21 protein-coding genes are annotated in these 19,057 nt (G+C 31.3%); 5 read left to right on the top strand and 16 right to left on the bottom strand.

All coding sequences use genetic code 11. The features are described from left to right. Nucleotides 1–56 precede the first annotated feature (56 nt). The 4 genes from AA088_RS02915 to rpiB all read left to right on the top strand — a co-directional run bounded on the left by AA088_RS02915 (nt 57) and on the right by rpiB (nt 2,692). Nucleotides 57–971 (top strand): diacylglycerol/lipid kinase family protein, encoded by a 915-nt coding sequence (locus AA088_RS02915; protein WP_052752761.1) that lies wholly within the window; start codon nt 57–59, stop codon nt 969–971. Nucleotides 972–1,148: 177 nt separating this feature from the next. Next, the gene (locus tag AA088_RS18150) at nt 1,149–1,322 is read left to right on the top strand and encodes a hypothetical protein (protein WP_156168376.1); all 174 of its coding nucleotides are present in this window, start codon (nt 1,149–1,151) and stop codon (nt 1,320–1,322) included. Nucleotides 1,323–1,366: 44 nt separating this feature from the next. Then, on the top strand, nt 1,367–1,609 hold the full coding sequence (locus AA088_RS02910) for a putative signal transducing protein (RefSeq protein ID WP_046743444.1): 243 nt from the start codon (nt 1,367–1,369) through the stop codon (nt 1,607–1,609). A gap of 648 nt (nt 1,610–2,257) precedes the next feature. Next, on the top strand, nt 2,258–2,692 hold the full coding sequence (rpiB, locus tag AA088_RS02905; RefSeq protein WP_046743443.1) for a ribose 5-phosphate isomerase B: 435 nt from the start codon (nt 2,258–2,260) through the stop codon (nt 2,690–2,692). A gap of 57 nt (nt 2,693–2,749) precedes the next feature. Here the strand turns inward: rpiB and AA088_RS02900 are convergent, their stop codons facing one another. The 7 genes from AA088_RS02900 to AA088_RS18700 all read right to left on the bottom strand — a co-directional run bounded on the left by AA088_RS02900 (nt 2,750) and on the right by AA088_RS18700 (nt 10,747). Then, on the bottom strand, nt 2,750–3,082 hold the full coding sequence (locus AA088_RS02900) for a hypothetical protein (protein ID WP_046743442.1): 333 nt from the start codon (nt 3,080–3,082) through the stop codon (nt 2,750–2,752). Between the two features lie 118 nt (nt 3,083–3,200). Then, nucleotides 3,201–3,485: a toxin-antitoxin system YwqK family antitoxin gene (locus AA088_RS02895; RefSeq protein WP_046743441.1), complete on the bottom strand. Its 285-nt coding sequence runs from the start codon at nt 3,483–3,485 to the stop codon at nt 3,201–3,203. Nucleotides 3,486–3,572: 87 nt separating this feature from the next. Next, the gene (locus AA088_RS02890) at nt 3,573–3,803 is read right to left on the bottom strand and encodes a hypothetical protein (RefSeq protein WP_046743440.1); all 231 of its coding nucleotides are present in this window, start codon (nt 3,801–3,803) and stop codon (nt 3,573–3,575) included. Between the two features lie 85 nt (nt 3,804–3,888). Next, the gene (locus AA088_RS02885) at nt 3,889–4,326 is read right to left on the bottom strand and encodes a hypothetical protein (RefSeq protein ID WP_046743439.1); all 438 of its coding nucleotides are present in this window, start codon (nt 4,324–4,326) and stop codon (nt 3,889–3,891) included. 4 nt (nt 4,327–4,330) lie between these two features. Further along, nucleotides 4,331–5,173: a hypothetical protein gene (locus AA088_RS02880; protein WP_046743438.1), complete on the bottom strand. Its 843-nt coding sequence runs from the start codon at nt 5,171–5,173 to the stop codon at nt 4,331–4,333. Between the two features lie 6 nt (nt 5,174–5,179). Then, nucleotides 5,180–7,237, bottom strand: coding sequence for a hypothetical protein (locus AA088_RS02875; protein ID WP_046743437.1), 2,058 nt, complete (start codon nt 7,235–7,237; stop codon nt 5,180–5,182). Between the two features lie 117 nt (nt 7,238–7,354). Further along, a complete protein-coding gene (locus AA088_RS18700; protein WP_241483374.1) occupies nt 7,355–10,747 on the bottom strand; it encodes a hypothetical protein in 3,393 nt (1,130 codons plus the stop codon). A gap of 291 nt (nt 10,748–11,038) precedes the next feature. Here AA088_RS18700 and AA088_RS02865 point away from each other — a divergent pair, with 291 nt between their 5' ends. Then, the gene (locus AA088_RS02865; RefSeq protein WP_046743436.1) at nt 11,039–11,485 is read left to right on the top strand and encodes a GNAT family N-acetyltransferase; all 447 of its coding nucleotides are present in this window, start codon (nt 11,039–11,041) and stop codon (nt 11,483–11,485) included. 24 nt (nt 11,486–11,509) lie between these two features. On the opposite strand, the gene AA088_RS02860 is transcribed toward AA088_RS02865, so the two are convergent. From AA088_RS02860 to AA088_RS02820, 9 genes are all read right to left on the bottom strand, one after another. Then, nucleotides 11,510–13,147 (bottom strand): S41 family peptidase, encoded by a 1,638-nt coding sequence (locus AA088_RS02860; protein ID WP_046743435.1) that lies wholly within the window; start codon nt 13,145–13,147, stop codon nt 11,510–11,512. Between the two features lie 43 nt (nt 13,148–13,190). Next, on the bottom strand, nt 13,191–13,583 hold the full coding sequence (gene rnpA, locus AA088_RS02855; RefSeq protein ID WP_046743434.1) for a ribonuclease P protein component: 393 nt from the start codon (nt 13,581–13,583) through the stop codon (nt 13,191–13,193). Between the two features lie 44 nt (nt 13,584–13,627). Beyond that, nucleotides 13,628–14,239, bottom strand: a complete 612-nt coding sequence (locus AA088_RS02850) for a hypothetical protein (RefSeq protein ID WP_046743433.1) — start codon at nt 14,237–14,239, stop codon at nt 13,628–13,630. Between the two features lie 72 nt (nt 14,240–14,311). After that, on the bottom strand, nt 14,312–15,649 hold the full coding sequence (locus tag AA088_RS02845; RefSeq protein ID WP_046743432.1) for a hypothetical protein: 1,338 nt from the start codon (nt 15,647–15,649) through the stop codon (nt 14,312–14,314). Between the two features lie 5 nt (nt 15,650–15,654). Then, the gene (locus AA088_RS02840; RefSeq protein ID WP_046743431.1) at nt 15,655–16,080 is read right to left on the bottom strand and encodes a phage holin family protein; all 426 of its coding nucleotides are present in this window, start codon (nt 16,078–16,080) and stop codon (nt 15,655–15,657) included. Then, complete coding sequence (locus AA088_RS02835) at nt 16,067–16,501, bottom strand: TIGR02594 family protein (protein ID WP_046743430.1); 435 nt, start codon at nt 16,499–16,501, stop codon at nt 16,067–16,069. The genes AA088_RS02840 and AA088_RS02835 overlap by 14 nt, the downstream gene beginning before the upstream one ends. 431 nt (nt 16,502–16,932) lie before the next feature. Next, on the bottom strand, nt 16,933–17,604 hold the full coding sequence (locus AA088_RS02830; protein WP_052752760.1) for a phage tail protein: 672 nt from the start codon (nt 17,602–17,604) through the stop codon (nt 16,933–16,935). A 376-nt stretch (nt 17,605–17,980) separates the two neighbouring features. Further along, complete coding sequence (locus AA088_RS02825; RefSeq protein WP_052752759.1) at nt 17,981–18,658, bottom strand: phage tail protein; 678 nt, start codon at nt 18,656–18,658, stop codon at nt 17,981–17,983. 102 nt (nt 18,659–18,760) lie between these two features. Continuing rightward, entirely contained in the window at nt 18,761–18,916 is a 156-nt protein-coding gene (locus AA088_RS02820) for a hypothetical protein (RefSeq protein ID WP_156168374.1), read from the bottom strand. Nucleotides 18,917–19,057: the final 141 nt, after the last annotated feature.

The raw sequence follows: 19,057 nt of genomic DNA, 5'->3' as shown, positions 1-19,057 counted from the left end.
AAAGATATAAATATTTTACAATTTGTATTTTGCAACATATTAAATTCATGTTATATATGTGTAAAGACGAGTGGTTTTTAATTGTAAACCCTACTTCAGGAAGCTTTTCTGGAAAGCGAAAATGGAAACAAATTGCAGCTGCTTTTAGTGCTAAAAATATTCCATTTACACATCAATTTACCAACAAACCTCAACATGAATACGAATTGGTTCAATATGCATTACAAAAAGGATATCGAAAGTTTGTTAGTATTGGTGGTGATGGTACTTTACATCACATTGTAAATAGTTTAATGCAACAAACAGAAGTTTCTTTAGAGAATATAAAATTAGGGGTAATTCCATTAGGTACAGGAAATGATTGGGTAAAAACATATCAAATTCCAACCCAAATTGATCAGGCAGTTCAAATCATCAAAGATGCACATGTTATTTTTCAAGATATTGGAAAGATGATTTTGACAACGACAAACACAACTATTTTTTTTACTAACGTAGCAGGTTTAGGGTTTGACGGATATGTAGTGAAACAAAACGAACGTTTAAAATTTTTAGGAGCCGCTTCATTTTTGATTTCTGCAGTTATAGGACTTATTCGTTATAAACCTACTCAATTTACAATTGAAAGTTCTACTAAAAAACTGACTTCCAAATCTTTACTTACTGTAGTTGGTATTTGCAAGTTTTCTGGTGGCGGCATGCAATTGACTAAAAATGTAGACTCAATTGACGGTTTGTTTGATATCTCAGTTGCTAAAAATTTTACATTTTGGCAGCTTGTTAAGAATCTTCCTAAATTATTTACAGGATCAATTGTAGCGCATTCGCAAGTAGAAACATTTAAAACATCTTATATTACTGTTTCAGCTCCAAAATCAACTTATATTCAAACAGATGGTGAATTGGTAGGTATTGGCGGATTTTCCGCAGAAATAGTACCAAAAAAAATGCCTTTTGTAGTACCTTCTTAACTGGTTTTTAATTTTAGTTTTTTTAACAAAACTTGAATGAGTTAATTTCTAAATTGTTTAGAGTTAATAGCTAACGGTTTTATACCTATTTTTGAAAAAGTTAAAAAAAACTTAAAAAAAGTGTAACAAAACAGAAATTATTACGTCTATATAGAAAGTGCTAATTTTTTTAAAATTATGAAACGAGTGTATAAAGTCATCTTATTATTTGTATCAATCTTTTTGATTGGTATATTCTCGTTTGGTAGTTATATCAATTCTTCCCTAAAAAAGGAAAACGATTATAGAGCTGTAGAGGTTAAAAACGATTCTATAAAAAATGCAGCTATTGACACATATTATTTAAACTAGTTTTCTTATTTTTAATACGTTACATCAGTAAATTTTAATGGTATATGATTAATTTCGTTACGGTTGCTACATTTACGTATCCATTTGAATATGCAATTTTGCGTATCATTTTGGATCAGAATGGTATCAATTATATTTTTGAGAATGAAATGATGTTAAGCGTTTTCCCATTCTATTCAAACGCACTTGGAGGTATTTCCTTAAAAGTTCACAAAAACGACGTAGCGCGTACACAACAAATTCTAGAGGATTTTGACACTAAACAATCTCATCTACGAATTGTTTAAATTCTTTTTTATTTTATCACACTACAAATTGTATTTCTATTTTCTAAAATTAGATACTATCAAAACTATTCGACAAATCTTACTGTAAAGTATCAATTCATAATTCCTCTAAAATTCATTTCATACAATTGTTATCAACACTTATTATATATAGTTTTCTTTTCTTTTTAAAATTTAAAAAAATAATGATGATTATAATAGCTTGTGAATAGCTAATAAAACTTTTATTGATTTTTGTTGTATATATCTTTTATTGAATTTGATTAACAGTTTATGAAAAATATAACTAATTAGAAATAAGGAATATTAGTTAGGTTATCAACAGTTATTAACAATGTTTATACACAGCTTTTTTTTAATAAAATAATAGTTGATATGTGTTAATAACCAAGAGAAAGACTTTTGAAAACTTTCAAAAAAAGAAGCTGTAAAAAAGTTGGTAAGCATAAAAATTTATCCATATTGTAAAATATTCTGAAGCTACCAAATTTTGTTCTTACAAAATAGCTTATAAATATCAACAATTCATGTTAGCTTATAATAGACTCAATATGAAGGAATTGTAAATTTAAATTAACATTCACTTTTTTCGGTTGTTCAAAAGTGTATTCATACCTTTGTTTTCAACAAACACAACACATTTTACTTATGAGACATATAGCGATTGGAAACGATCATGCCGGAACCAATTATAAGAACGCCATTGTGGCGCATTTGGAAGCAAAAGGTTATACAGTACAAAATTATGGAACCAACTCAGATGACAGCGTAGATTATCCAGATTTTGTACATCCTGTAGCAAATGATGTAGAAACTGGGAAAGCTCCATTTGGAATTATTATTTGTGGAAGCGGAAATGGTGCTGCGATGACGGCGAATAAGCATCAAAAAGTGCGTGCTGCTTTGTGTTGGACCAAAGAGATTGTGGCGTTGGCAAGAGAACACAACGATGCGAATATTTTGAGCATTCCTGCACGTTTTACGTCGATACCACAAGCTATTGCGATGGTGGATACTTTTTTAGAAACTGAATTTGAAGGTGGCAGACATCAACGTAGAGTAGACAAGATTGCGTGTAGCTAGATTTTTAGAATATTAGATAACCCAAACTTGTTAAGAGTTTGGGTTTATATTTGGTCTTCAAAAATTACAGGAACAGCTGTCTTTTTTAAGTATTTTTGAATTTCTTTTATAATATTCATTCCAATTAAATTCGAAGCTTATATTTTCAATAGCTTCCTTAAAAATACTATCAAAATTAGGTTCTATATTTTTATTGGTTTCATACCATTCTTTAGAAAATTCTGAATACTCATCTCCTAAAGCTTCTCCTTGACTTCGCATTTCTTGATGAATAGTTGTTAACCAATAATTTACTTTCTTTTGATAACTCATTTTTTGGTATTCTTCTTTCCAAAAGTAGTTTTCTTCTTCTTTGTATTTTAATCTATTTTCTTTGGCTTTTTTAACCATTTCCTTTTCTTCTCTTGATAAATAACTCAGAATTTTTTTATTTTACAAGTGAATTAAAATTATATCATAAATACCATTTTTATATGATACATATTATTTTGAAGTGTACATGAATTTCTCATATAGGATTTCCTTGTTCATCCCAGGCACCTCCCAAGTCAGGATCCATGATGTTGTTGTGCATGAAATATTCTTCTTCTAGTTGTCCATTTTCGTAGTATAATCGTACCCAACCTTCTTGGTATCCATTTTGGAATTCTTCTTCTAAAGACAACCATCCTGCGTCTTCATAAGTTAAACAAATTCCTGTGAATGGTTTTCCTTTATAATGTAATATTTCAGTTCCACCTCCGTCAAAACCAGCGTGTTCTAAATTTTCGTATTTTATTCTTACTGTTTTCATGATTATCTATTGTTTTTCAATAGAAAGAATTTGAAATCTTTGAGAAAGGAAATAAACTTATCAAAACTCCAAGTAATATCTGGAGTTTTACTTTCTCTTTTCCACAAGGATATAAAAATCACTACCTTCAACTTGATAGTCAAATTTTTCGTTTATTTTTAATTTCATAGAATTATGTATGATTTCTTGAACTTCTTTGGAAATCCATCCTTGCCAAGAAATATCATCTAAAGCTCTTTCTTCTTCAAGTAAAGATTCATAATTAACGCCGAAATGACCTTCCCAACCGTAACATTTATTTGTAAATTTATATTTCATTCTTATTTGTAAATCAACCTATCTTTTTCAGAAAGATAAGAAAGAGAAAAACCCACAAACATTAAAAGTTGCGGGTTTTTTACAGTTATTTATTTTTATCTTTTAGGTATTTTTCTGCCCAAGAATAATCTTTCCCAGTAATAAAATCCATGTGATAATATTGTAAGTTTTTCATGTCATTTCGCACAGAAGTGATGATATCAAGTTCTGGATCTGTATATGTGTTGTACTCTAAATCTAAATGTTCTGTTGGATTATAATCATCCAAATATTTTATAATATTTCCATATTTAGCATCTAACTCTTTTCCATTATTATAAGATCGAAAAATCAAATTTATTCCATTATCAGGAATTTCCTCTAATTCTATTTCACAGCTTTCAAACTTTATCAAAACTGCTTGAAAATCTTCTATTAGATCTATTAATTCATAGGAGACAGGCCATTCAAATTCAGCCATTACATCACGAACTATTTGAACAGTTAAATAACTTTTTGGGATATAAAATTTTTCTTCTTTCATAATTTTAATTTATTTTTCTAGCTATATGACCAATGATTTCATAGCCGTTATTTTTTAAATACTCAACTTCTTTACTAAAAATAGTAGGAACTTTTTTACCAAACTCATCTGTAGCAAATTTACTTAATTTGTCATCAAATACATATTTAGAGGTTTCTAAACTTGGATCAGAAATGAATCTAACATCATCACCTCTTGCTATAATATCATCTAACCAAGGTCTATTTACTTGATCCCAAAAATCTTGTGTTATTTTTTTCCAATATAATTTGTTATTTGTACTTTCTAAAGCTTTATATTTCAATTTAAGTTTTCCCCAAATAGGAGAAGATAACATATCTAGTCCTCCAGGATTACTACCTTGTTTCAACAAATTTTCTAAACCTAAACCTTTAATTACTTTTACATCATCTAAGATTCCTGTTATAGCGACTGTTTTCTCAGGATGTAACACAATAATACCGCCTCCATATAACTTTTTGAATCTTGGTCCAATCAATTCTAATTTAATTCCTTTTACAAATTTAGCTATTATATTTTGGCTTTTTCCTTTTCTGATTGCTGTTGCCAATTCTTCAAAATATTCATCTAGTGTTTTTCCTGCTTCTTTCGCTTTATTTTTGTATTTCTGCATTAAAGAGTCAATCTTATTCCTCTTAATATTCTCTTCTAATAAAATACCTGTTTTTTCTGCATATAAATTAAACTTATACCTCTTGGATCCAAAAACAGTAGTAAAGCAGTTCAATATAATTGAAGTGTCTCTTATTTTTACCAATAAAAAATCAACTTTTTTTATTTTTTTTAATTCCCATTTTCTTCTGAGAATTTTTAATAATGTTCTCATAGTATCTTATTTTATTGGGCAAAAGGTTATAGTATCTCCAGCAGCATTAACTTTAGTTGGCTCAAATCCAGCTTTGGTAATTTTATCTCTTGTGCTTTTGTTTGGAAATAAGTCTTCGAAAGCTTTTTGTGCCAATTTTTTTGTAGTAGAAGCAAGCTTTTGAATCCATTCTAATAACGTATCTAAAGCTTTTTTGAGATCAAACTTTTTGATTTGATCAAACATCGCAACCAATGCTTTGATAAAATCTTTTGTATTGTTTATGCTAAACTTCAGAACTCTTTTTGGCGCAGTAAGTAATTTTTTCATAGAATCTGCTGTGACTCGAAATGCCTGAAGTATGTTTCCAGTACCTAGCGTAAATAGTGCATATAAAACTTCTTCGATGATGAATCCAATAATATAACCTACTACGTAGCCAATATTATCCATGTGGGTTTTTACAAAAGAAGCTCCTTTTTGAAGTTGAGTAACCACAGTTTCTGGCTTCGAAAAAGTTGATTTTGAGAGATCGGCTGCTTTGATTGCAAAATTAACGACCGCTCCCAAATTCTCTAAAGAGAAAAGTTTTACAAATCCTTCGATTCCATTTTCTAAAAGTTCAAAAACTAAACTTACATAGGACCCTCTTTTTTCATCAGTGGCAGCTTGGTGTAAATAGTAGGGTAAGCTTAAAATCATTCCTACTAGAGAAAAAATTCCACCAATAGCATCTAGTAAACTGTTGATAACTCCAATAAATAAAGCATTCAAGTAGATAAGTGTCGAAGCTATTCCTTCCTTTATGAAATTGACGAACTTAGTGTACAACTCGGAAAGCTTGATCAGCATTTTTGGAATGAATGATAACTTTTTCTTTAAGTAATCTCGAAGTCTTTTATGCGGAATGTAATCCATGAAGTTGTTGTAACCTTCTAGTATTTTTTCCTTTGTTTCTTTGAAAGAAGCTTCTTGTTGCTCTGCTTCCTCTTTAGATATTTGTAAAGAATCAATTAGTGATTTTAAACCTGGAAAAATGGGATTGAATTTTGGATTAGGATTTCCTTCTTTATCATAATATTTCCAGCGATGATCTCCAAATTTCAAACTTGTGATACCTTCTCCAATAGCTATCAAACCATCACCAAAACTTGCTTTTATTAGCCAAGTTCCAACACTGACCACAGCATCTACTGCTTTTCCTAAAAAGTATAGAATTCCACGTTCTTTACTTTCTTCCTTTTTTTTAATATGCTCGATGGCTATGTCTTCAATTTGAGTTTCATCAGTATCAACGTTAAGCAATCTCGCCATTTTTGCAATAGCTTTTGTTGGGAATGCTCCAGCAGCTTTTATATTAGCTCCAGAAAGTACTCTGGCTACTGTTCCAAAAATATTATAGCTATCATTTTTTTCGAGAAAAAATACGATTTCATTATCTCTAATGTTGTCAATTGTAATATGTGTATTGTCGATTTTAGCCCCATCATTCGAAAAAAAGAAAATAACAGAGACTTCAGGATTATCTTTAAGCTCTCTCAGAAACACATCTGAAAGTGCAAAAATCTTTCTTTTCAATTTATTTTTTCTTGAAGGTTTTGTAACAATTGTTACTTGTTCCAGATTAGATTGCTTGTATAATTTCATAGCATTTACAGCAGTATATCCTGGATAAGCGAATTGTAAGAATTCTAAGGTAACAATTTTAGCAAAGTATCTGTTTTTATATTCATATACTTGAAAACCATTATCATTGTAATCTTGTATCGTATTATTATTGCCTAAATCTTTTAAATATCCGTTTGGAATCATATACTCTTCGGCAATACTAATATCAAGACCTATTTTTCCATCTAACAGTTTAAAATTACCTTCATATCTTTTTTCAACTTCGAAGTAGGCATATTCACTAAATGAAGGCTCATGATTTGGATTTCCTAAGATCTTTGTTTCGTCAATAATTTGCTCTTCTGGATTTTTTTCTGAATCATCTTCAATGATAATTTCATCATTAAAAATGACAAGGTTTGGTAGAGGTTGATACTTCTTATTGTAATTCTTCAACCCATAGTCGTATGCGTACATAATTATTTTTTTAAAAAGTTACACAAGAGATCTTCGTCAACTATTGACATAAGAAAAGCAGTCCCGAACCGAATTCGGGACGACTTTTTCTAGTAAGATCTAATGATTAATTGGTTTTTATTGTACAGTAGTTTCACCTACAACGTCGCTTCCAACACCTGAAGTGTCGCCGCCAATAAGCTCGTCGCTTTGTACAATTGGGTTGGTAGAAACTTGATCTCCATTTTCATCCAACACAGGATTTCCGTCGGTGTCAAATTGCAACCAGTCGTCACATTCGTCATTACATGGCAATCCTTCTACATTGAGACCAATTGCGCCTGCTTGAATTACTGTCAGCGAAGTTGGTACACGCGTTTCCCACGTTTCTTCTACTACGCTTTCTGGGTTACGTAATTCTTCTACGATTGATACAAATTCTTCATCGTCTAGAGTAGGAACTTGTCCACCATTCCAAATTTGACCAGTTGCTAAGTACCAGTTTACCATTTCTTCAAATCCAGGACGTACGGTAATAATTACACGTGCCATTCCACTTTGTAAGAATGCTTTAAATAATGGGTCGTTGTTTTGGATTTGATATAATTCTCCCCATTTTTCTTTTTTCGCCCAATAGAATGGATAGAAATTGTAGCTCATAATATCCCATTCAAATGCTTGCTCAAAGAATTTCACTTGCGCGGCATAATTGTCTAGTGCCGCATTTGAATATTTAGGAACAATTTCAGTAAGAGATAATCTATTATTGATCATATCTTTTCCTAAGTTCTCATGACCAATCAAGTAAGAGATACAGTTTTTACGTAATACGGTACGCTCAATTTCTCTGAAGAATCCAGGGTTGATAGTGATTGTTTCGTTTTGTTTTTCTTTTTGAGCGGCTAATTTTTCTTCATATTCAGTCATACGATCTTCATACGCCGTAATGATTGAATTGAACGTTTCCAACTGCCATGCTTCATAGGTTTCAGGTAATAGTTTTACTTTAATACTCACATTCAAACTACCTGAAAGATTTCCTAATGACGAGTACGATACTGGAACAGAACCTACGTGTTTAGGAATCATATATTCTGAATTTTTACTAGTCATTTTTTTGCTACCAACAATAACTTTTGTGATATATGTTGGATTGTTATCCTCATCACTTTCTTCCCAGTAAGCTTTCGCATGAGAGGTATAATATCCTTCAGGAATAGTAACTTCATCACTTTCAGCATATCGCTCGTAACGGCTATCAACAATTTCAGCTGCTTTAAATGAAAAAGCCTTACCTATATACATTGTTTCTACTGGTGGTTCTGAAACTTCGGCATTGTAGATTGCTGCCCAATATTTATATGTATTGACATTGACAGCTTTGTGATTTTTCATGCTTTCTACAGATGATTTTCTTGGATCCACAGGTTCTACCAATACATCAGTTTCTTCAGTAAGTTGAATAGCTAAGTCATGGAAGGATGCAGGTTCAGGAATCATAAATTCGTACATTAAACGCTTTCCATAATTCAATAATCTGTTTTCGTATACTTTATCAACCCAACGGTATACACCAGAAACATGTTTATCTCCTTTTCGGTTATCAAATCCGTGAGATGTATTTTCTTCAAATTCTTCGACTACCTTTAAAACACGCTCTTCACGAACTTTTTGAACAACTTTGTCTAAAGCTCTTTCTGTAAGCTCTTTGGCGTGTGTAATAGCTTGGTTGTTTGATTCTTCTGAAGAAGTATTATTTGCAAAAGATGCGCTAGCATTTCCTCCAAATTTGTTATTTCCCCAATGAATACCAGCACTAGCATTTGTTGCTTGATCTTGCGCTGAGATGGAAGCCATTTCTTGGTTCATCTCAAAGCGATCTGTAGAGGTAGTTTCTGTAAGATTTTCTCTTTCAGATTCGTTGCTTGATGTTAGCGTATCTTCAGAAGTACGTAATCTACGGGTAGATTTTTCTTTGTACTCACGCGCCATGATGTTTTCAATATGGGATACTTCACCTGGCACATAACAGCATACTTCTTGCTCTACTTTGCGATAATCGGCAATTCCTAAACGCTGAAATCCGAAAATTACCGGTGCTTCACTTGGAGTAGAAGTTACAGTAGGAGTTAATTGACCTGTGTAACATTTTAAGGTCAGACCTGTAATGCTTGTTTCGTATGTTTCTCCATTTGAGAATTCTACTGATATATCAACATCAACAGGTTGCGATAAATCTGCACCTTCGCTAGCTAGCACTAAAGATATTTTTGAACCTAAATTAAATTCCGTAAAATCGGTAAAAGTACTTGTTCCAATATCACTTATAACGTTTACCACATCATACGAACTATTTGGTATATTGATGGTTAGTAATAGATTGTATAATGAAGTTCCAATTTTTTTTCTTGGACACAAACTGTATGAAAAAGGCATAATGTTAGCAGTGTCTGAAACAGGCACAGTAACACCACCTGGAATGGCTACTTGTGGAAGTTCAAAATGTGAATTTGCAAATACCTCATCTGTATTGGTTTGAATTTCGTTTGCTAATGCGTCTTGAATTTCTTGTAATGTAGTTGCGTTATTTTGTCCTTCCAAATCTGTAACTACTTGTAAAGCTGGAAGACTAAGACGTGTGCCTAAAGTAGCTTTATCCAATTCATCAGCTGGTGTAAAATTATAGTCTGGAAGTACCAAGTTAGTATATTCTTTAACTACAGAGGTTTCTCCTGTATTAGGATCTGTAACTACTCTTTCTGTTATGGTAGCAGCGTCATACGCATCACTTACCAAACCTTCGTAAGTTAATTGGTAAGCTGCTTTTGCTTTTGCATTATCAGCGTCATAGATATTTTTTGCTTTTGCGATTTCTTCTGCAATAGCTACCAATTCTTCTTTATTTTGCTTTGCCTTTACCAAATCCATTTCTCTTTTGAAATGTTTCTCCGCTACTTTTGGTGTTCTTGGCTCAGTAGTAGCCACTTCATAATCGAATAATAGCTTGTTAATAACTACTCTAGCCTGTGCGAGTTTTTGATAGTTTTCTCTAGTGGCTTCTACAGTTCCATATTTTGACAAGAAAAAATCAGCAACAATGCATGAAAGTAACATATCTCTAATATATGAATCACCTTTGGTTAAGATATTGTAATGCAAATCATCCCAAACTTTAACCATATCTGGATAGGTACTTTGACTAGCATTAAAAGCATTGATTCTATCTGTAACTTCTTGTAACGTGAATTTTGATCTTTCAGCAGTCAAGAAAATTGCAAAAAAATAGAAATGTATATTTTCATTTTCTAAATCTTTTTTTGTAGCAAAGTGAGGCGTATAGTTTGAAATTGCCGTTTCAATTGCTGTTTTTCTTGCTTCTGGAGTTGTAGCTTGAGAAGCAGGAGTTATAAAAGCACTTGTTTCATTTTCAGGAAAATAGGCAAATCCTAACGCTTTTTCTAAACCTCTAATGAGTTGTGGAGCGCGCATTGTAACGAACCTATACAATGTGTTTTTGATGTTTTGTTTCATCTTTTTAATTTTTAATCATTTTTGTTTTGAATAAACTGTTTGGCTTTTCTAATGACAGTATTCGTTTGTACGATCAAAAATTAATTTTCATTTTCCGTAGTATTCAATCAAATGTTGGAATACTATAAAATGAAACATAAAAAATTCATTTTAAAAGCTATTATTACTTTATTTTGTAGCTTTATGAATAAACATAAGACAAATATATAACATATTACAATATAAAACAAAACATTTTACAAATTAACTTGTAAAATGTTTGATTGTTTTTATTATTAAGAAATCGGATTTATGATAACAAGAGTAAAAACCTTTAATGAATTAACAATACATGAGTTGTATGATATTTTACAACTTCGAAGTGAGGTTTTTGTTGTAGAGCAAGATTGTGTGTATCAAGATATTGATGGGAAAGATAAAAAAGCATTACATGTAATTGGATATGATGATGATACAATTGTAGCGTATACGCGATTATTTGACGCTGGCGATTATTTTGAGAATCCTAGTATTGGTAGAGTAGTAGTAAATAAGGAAGCGCGTGCATTTGGATATGGACATCATATAATGAAAGCCTCAATTGCTGCTATAAAAACGTATTATCAATCTTCCACAATTAAAATTTCAGCGCAAACCTATTTGAAAAAATTTTATGAATCTCACGGATTTTTAAAAGTTGGTAATGAATATTTAGAAGATGGAATACCTCATATCGCCATGATTAGAACAGCAAAATAAAACATAATTATAAGTAGTTTTATTTTAGTTCAAAATTGCTTCATACTTTACTTTATTGGCCAATAATTTTGTAGCTGTTTTGATTGCTTCATCATTGGTTAATTGATACTCATATAAGCCTTCACGATAAAAATAACGTTTTATTATTTCGTTTTTTAATTGTTTTTGAATTTGTTCTTTATAAGTGTTTAATGCTTCAATTTTACTCTGTTTTATGGAAGCTAATAAGTCTTTGTATTCTTTAGAGACAGAATTTCCAAAATCTTCAGCTTCTTTTGTGGTCATTATTTTTTTCAGTTCTTTTTCAGTATTTGTTTCATAATAATCAAAACCAGAAGCAGACACATTTTGTTTAAATGCATTGTAATTGGCTTCATTAAAAGAAAAATCGTTCAATGACGCTAGCGTATTTTTTGTATAAAACTCAGTAGCATAATCAAAAATCACTAAGTTATCTATCAATGATTTGGTAAAGTCACTTGTTTTTTGAGAAGCAATTTCGATATCAGGATTTATACCACCACCATCATAAACGGTTCGTCCTTTTTTAGTTTTAAAAGCATTATAATCACTTTCGTTGACACGAATAGCGTTACCATTTTCGTCTCTATTCCAATAGTCTAATGCTTGAATACAACGTCCTGAAGGCGTATAATATCTTGAAATGGTTACTTTTAATTGTGTTCCATAAGTTAATTTTTTAGGTTGTTGTACCAACCCTTTTCCAAAGCTACGTGCACCAATGATGACTGCTCTATCAAGATCTTGTAACGCTCCAGATACAATTTCACTTGCGGAAGCACTTCTACCATTTACTAATACAACCAAAGGAATTTCGGTATCAATAGGTTGTTTTCTGGTTTTATAAACTCTGTTATATTTTTTTACTTTTGACTTGGTTGTAACAATCACTTCTCCTTTTGGTACAAACAAGTTTACAATATCAATCGATTCACGTAAAAGTCCACCAGGATTTCCTCGTAAATCCAGTACAATACGTTCAGCTCCTTCTTCTTTTAATTTTTCTAATGCTTCTTTAGTTTGCGCACTGGCTTTTTTGTTGAATTTTGCTAACACAATGTATCCAGTTTTATCATCAATCATTTTGTAAAAAGGAACAGCATCCACTTCAATTTTACTACGAGTTAATTCAGTAGTATATTCTTTTCCTTGACGTTTATATACGATAGTTACCTTGCTGTTGGCAGCACCTTTCAATAATTCTCCGGTATCTTCTTTAAAGTCAGCAATAACTATATCTCCTATTTTAATGATTTCATCACCTGCTTTTAAACCAGCTTTATCTGCCGGATACTCTTTATAAGGTTCAATAATAATAATTTTGTTATTATTTCGACGAACAGCAGCACCAATTCCTGAATATTCTCCTGAGTTTCTAATTTTTGCATCTTCCACATCTTGTTCGTTATAAAACTTTGTATATGGATCTAAATCGCTCAACATTTCTTTAATAGCACCATCCATCAACTCAGCTGGATTTGTTTCATCTACATAGTTCATGTTTAATTGCTTAAACATTGTTGTAAATATTTCTATTTGTTTTGCTATTTCAAAAAAATCACTTTTGAAACTTACAGCTCCAAATAATAATACAAGCGCTAAAGCGGGAATAATTACTCTTTTTTTGAATATTTTTTTCATTTTCTTATTTCATTTAAAGTTGCAAGTAAAACTTATAAATAGTTTATGCATTAGATATGGTATCGTTTTGAACTTTTACAATAAATTTTTGAAGTAATTTGACCATAGAAGCCTCAATTTCTTCAAAAGTAGGTTCTTGCTTTCCAATATACAAAAACATACAAGCATAGGATGTTGATATTGTGTTAAAAACATCATTTTTATGCAATCGATATGCTTCGCGCATTAATCTTTTTATACGATTGCGTGTAACGGCTTTTTTAAAGCGTCTTTTTGTTACAGAAACGCCTACCTGCATAGGTACTTTTTCAGGAAGTTCAACTTGTACATAAATCAGTTTCAAAGGGAATTTCGAAACTGAATTTCCTTCCTTAAAGAGTTGTTCTATACATTTTCTACTTTTTAGTTTTTCTTCTTTTGGAAAACGATAATTCATGAATTGTAATTGAATCTGGGTAAAAATAGAAAATAAGATCGTATTTACCACAATCGAAAGCCAACACCAAGATTATGAGTTATGGCTTGAACATTATTTACATTTACACGATAAGAAGTAAACCATTTTCCTTGATGTTGGTAATGTAAACCAATACTTAGGTTATTGAATGTGGAAGTATTTCCGCCAATTTCTCCAAAAACGAAAAATCCGCTTTTATAAGTTTTTGGATGCTCGATAGTCTTTGTAATTGTAACTTGTTTAGGAACTTTTAGTTTGTATGAAAGCTTGCTATCTAGTAAAATTCCATCTACTAAATTATATGTAAAAATATCAACATCTTCAGTATGTAAAGTGTCTTTATATAGCTTTCCTTTTGTAAACATAGTAGCTTCTGTTTGAGTAATTTCTTTTTTAAAACTTGTTCGATCACGATTTGCAGTAATTGATGGAATATATACGGTTTCAAACTTTGTAGTTTCAATTCGTAATGTATCAATTTTAGTTTGCCAAATAGTGTCTTTGACAATGGTAACTATTGGTTGAGGTTGAATTTCAACCTCTGTATCGCATGCTTTTAGTAGGGTGCTATACCAAACTAAAAAAATGACAATTATTAATAATATTCGGTCTGTAGAAATCTGTATGGTTTTCATAGAGAGTATTGTTTAAAAAAGAGCCTTTGATAACACAAAGGCTCTAGATAGATTAGGAATTTGGTATAAAGTTTAATACGTATTTGAAGTACCAATATGTATGATGGCAGTTGTATTTGTATTTCCTACAATTGTTGTATTGAGTACTCCATTTGTAACTAAAGAATTTTGAAACTCAACTTTATAACTTACATTAGTAGGCAATGCTGTACTAAATTTTGTTACTAAATCAGATCCTGGAGTTCCAGTTTGTAAAATGGAATTGTGACCAGAAAAAATAATACAATCGCCAGAAAAATTAGTGTTTGTTTCAATAAAAGCTAAATTTTGAGGAAGTTCTATATGGCAATTCTTTATATAAAATCTAGCATTTGCATGTATCAATGAGCATAAATGAGAAGTAGATTTTATTGAAAGATTGTTAATGAATAACTTGTTTTGTATTCGTAATAAAGGAGCATTGACAGTAACTTCGTTTCCTGTTAAATGTACTTCTCCAGCTCCGAAAGTTCCATAAACTTCTGCATTATCTTTAAAATTGACTATCATTTTTCCTGCGCTAGCTATTGAAGCTATTGTACCAGAAACACTAGGAATATGTTTTCCAAAATGGATGTGTGCAAAGTTGCCTAGAGCAGATTTTAAAAGGGCTACTTCATGTGAACCTGTTATTAAATCAAAATCAAAGTAGTTTACTCCACTTCCTTCATTATTTAGCACCAATTTGGCGTTTACACCTTCAATATTCCCTTTGAAAGTATTTATAGAGTTTGAATTTAAGGAACTGAATATAATTCCATTTCCTTTTACCAACTTATAACATACGTTAATTTGATATGCAGCAATAAAACCTTTACCAAAAAGACTATATGCTTCTCCATAACTTTCAATAGTATCAAACTCTCCTTCAAAGAAAAGGTTGCTTCCCTGTATTTTGTTTGAAGTATTATTATAGAGTGTTCCTTTTGGAAGTGAAAACTTATAAATATAATGCACATTGGTGTCTTGTACATTCAAAAATTCATTTGTGTTATTTGAAAAATCAATAGTACAGATTTCCTTCGATTCAAACAGAATGTTTCGTTGAGGTAACTGAGTATTAATTTCGTATGTACCTGGAGCTATCAAAATAACTTGTAAAAACGAATGTTCAAGATCTGTTGAATTTTCAGGTCTTGGATATTCAGTATTATAAGCAGCAATTGCGGCGTCAATAGTTTGATAACTATACACGCTACTTCCTAAAATTGCGGAAGCATCATTACCTTTTTGAGCATCAATAAATACAGTATATGGTTTTATAAATTCATCTTTGTGTAAAAGACTATCAAAAACATCGTTATATTGTGATTGAGTAGGAATATCACCTGTCTCGAAATAAGATTTTAATAAGTTTAATGATCTTTTCATTTTTTTTAAGTTTTTTGTTCGTGCTCTTTGCTAAGAATATCAATAGTATCTTCCAATTCGCTCAGAGACTTTTTTTTAATTAATTTGATTAGAGCTTTAAATGGATTTATGCCATATATGTCATTGAAGTTCTCCATAATAGATTTAACTTCTGCAATGGCTATAAACCCAGCAATAATTCGCTGAAAGGGTATTTCTTTTACAATATATTTTTCTAATAAAAAGGCAGATAAGACGACCAAATTATAGATGAAAAATTTGGAAATAGTATTGGCTATGCGTTCGCTAGTAATTGGCTCATTTTTTTTGATTGATGCATACGATCCCACGATAAAATCAACAATAATCAAAAATACAACAGTCAACATCACAGAAGTGATTGGTGCAACGAGCGTCAATATCCAAAAGAAGTATGGTTTAATTTTTTCCATTTTTAGAGAGTTTTCTATAATCCAAAATTCTATTTTTAGGATAGGCACGAATACAAACTTTGTTGTTTTGGTTACCACCTAAAATGTAGACGTAGCGTTTGGTTTGTTTGATAAAAAAACCTACGTGCCCTTTCCAACTACTAGGAGATTCACGCCACAAAACGACAATATCGCCTTGTGTAGGCAATGCTGTTGATTCTCCTATATTTAACCAACTTCTAGCGTTCAACTTTCCGCTATATATGTAATTTTCCGTTTTTGCAACCCAGTTAACAAATGCACTACACCAAGCAGTTTCATCGTGTAGTTTATTGCCATCAAATCCTAAGACTTCAAAATATTTGAGAATTTGAGGATTATCTGTTTTTCCACTGATTTCTTGTACGCCATATTGTGATAATGCTTTTTCTAGTAAGCTCATTTTTTATTTTTTTTAGATTGTGACAAATAGTTTTTACTAAAAAATAGGAGTTATCCGTGTTAGGACTACTATATTTTTTAGCAGGTTTATATCATGTTCATGAAAATGTTTGATTTTAATTTGAGAACAAAAAACTTGTAATAGATGCAACTTTATGTTTTTAGTATCGTAACCAGTATAAGGCTTTGCATGCGTTTTCAAGATTCTTCTCAACAGTATTTTTACATAGCAACCGTACAAACGTATGTATGTTCATTAGAAAAGCGGCTTCAAAAATAAAACATATTACATAAATACAATAACAAAACACAATACATATTCTGTCTTTTCTGTATTTTGTTTGTATAATTAAAAAATGCAATTCTCTTAAGTAGAGGAACAAAAAAATCCCTCGCATGGAGGGATTTTTTGAATACGTATTGCTAAAAGAATTAGCTGGCAAGTGGATCTATTCCTTCTAAGGCAATGATTGTATTCACTACAAGATAAGGTTGCATATTGTTAATAGGTGTTGCAGTTCCTGTATTGGCGGTGGTTCCAGAGAGAGTAATATTTCCATCAATTTGGACGTTATCCGCTCTCATCAAAGTTAAATTTGTAGTTGAGGATGTATCACTATAACTATTGGCAATTCCAGAACAAAAATGATTGTTCTCTGCTTCATCAGAGAAACCTTGATCAGCAAATGCTTTTACAGTTCCTGTTAAATTATGTGAAGCGCTTAATACTCCTACATCATGGTTATGCGATGGTAATTGGCTTTCTGAAAGTATGTTTTCTGAATTTCCCCCAATTTCTCCAAGTATATATGAAGTATCGTTATGTACTATGGTTTTTCCACGCAAATCAGGCAATGCAAAAGTGGTTGTTCCGTCTCCTCCATAAGTAGTTCCTATTAAACTGTATAGTACTTCATATTCAGTAATATTTAATAATTGTCCATTACATGCTGCCCAACCACTAGGAACGGTTGCAAAACTTACGATTTTCATCTCGCCAATCATAGGCATGGCTAAACTATCTAACAAATTTTCATATTGTGATTGTGTTGGGATATCGCCTGTTTCAAAGTACGATTTTAGAGTTTCTAAAGATTTTTTCATTTTTTCATTTTTTTATTAAAAGCATTTCATGAAGATTTTTTTCATCTTAGACAGTGCTTTTTTCAGTAGAATTATTTGATATTTTTTAAAACTAATTTGAGAATGAAAAGACTAGTGCTGTTGCAACAGTATTTTTATTTATATCCTAACCAGATAGGCTTTGCAAGGTTTTTAGTTCTTTCTCAACAGTATTAAGTACATTGATTGTACAAAAGAGACAACATTCATTAGAAAAGCAACACAAAAATAAAACATATTACATAATTTTATGAGACAACTGCTAAATGCTCCTATCTTTACAGTGTTTTATAAAATATCAATTAGATAAAAAATCCCTCACATGGAGGGATTTTTTGAATACGTATTGCTGAAAGAATTAGCTGGCAAGTGGATTAATTCCCTCTAAGGCAATGATTGTATTCACTACAAGATACGGTTGCATATTGTTAATAGGTGTTGCAGTTCCTGTGTTAGCAGTGGTTCCAGAGAGGGTAACATTACCATCAATTTGAACGTTGTCGGCTGCCATGAGTTTGTCATTTAGACTAGAATTATAAGCAAACACATCTGTTGAGCCCATAACAGCAAGTCCAAAACTTCTAGTCTGGGCATCATTTGTATCTCCATCTTCTTCATTCACTTTTACAGTTCCTGTTAGATTGTGTGAGGCTGCCAACGTTCCAACACCATGGTTATGTGATGGTAATTGACTTTCTGTAAGTGTGACTTCTTCAGTTCCTCCAGCTTGCCCAACAGCATGGGTTTGATTACCATGAATCATTGTTCTGCCTTGTAAGTTTGGAAGTGCAAACGTAGTAGTTCCATCACCACCATATGTAGTTCCCAATAAATTGAATAAGATTTCATATTCGGCAATATTTAATAACTGTCCATTACATGCTGCCCAACCTGAAGGCACAGTGGTAAAACCGACGGTTTTAATTTCACCGATCATTGGCATTGCCAAACTATCTAGCAAGTCAATATATTGAGCTTCCGTAGGTTTGTCGCCCGTTTCAAAGTAGGTTTTTAAGGTTTCTAATGTTTGTTTCATATTTTATATTTTTAATAATTTTAAGAGAAAGAACTCCTTCTTCCCCCGAAAAGGAGTTCTTCTGTGATATATATTTGAATTCAGTAGGAGTGACTAGCTGTATTACTGCTTCAAAATGTTATATATCGTTTTTTCTGAAATGAACAATCGGTTTACCAATTCGTTAATGATAACTTTCATTTGTTTGGTAGAGTTGTCTTCTACATAGTTGTGAATAAATTCTTTTCTTTTGTCTAATAGCTCTTTACTTCGTTTCATGATTTTTATTTTAAAAGGTATTATTATGTCTATTTCTCCATTCATTTTGTCACTAAGAGTCTATATTTTTTGTGATTTTACATATTTATGAAGAATAAAATCGATAATTATCTTCACAAATGTTTGATTTTCAACAAAAAT

The organism is Kordia zhangzhouensis, from assembly GCF_001005305.1.
Lineage (GTDB): Bacteria > Bacteroidota > Bacteroidia > Flavobacteriales > Flavobacteriaceae > Kordia > Kordia zhangzhouensis.
Note: the sequence above shows the minus strand (reverse complement) of the source record. Positions and strands in the feature narration are given on the sequence as shown.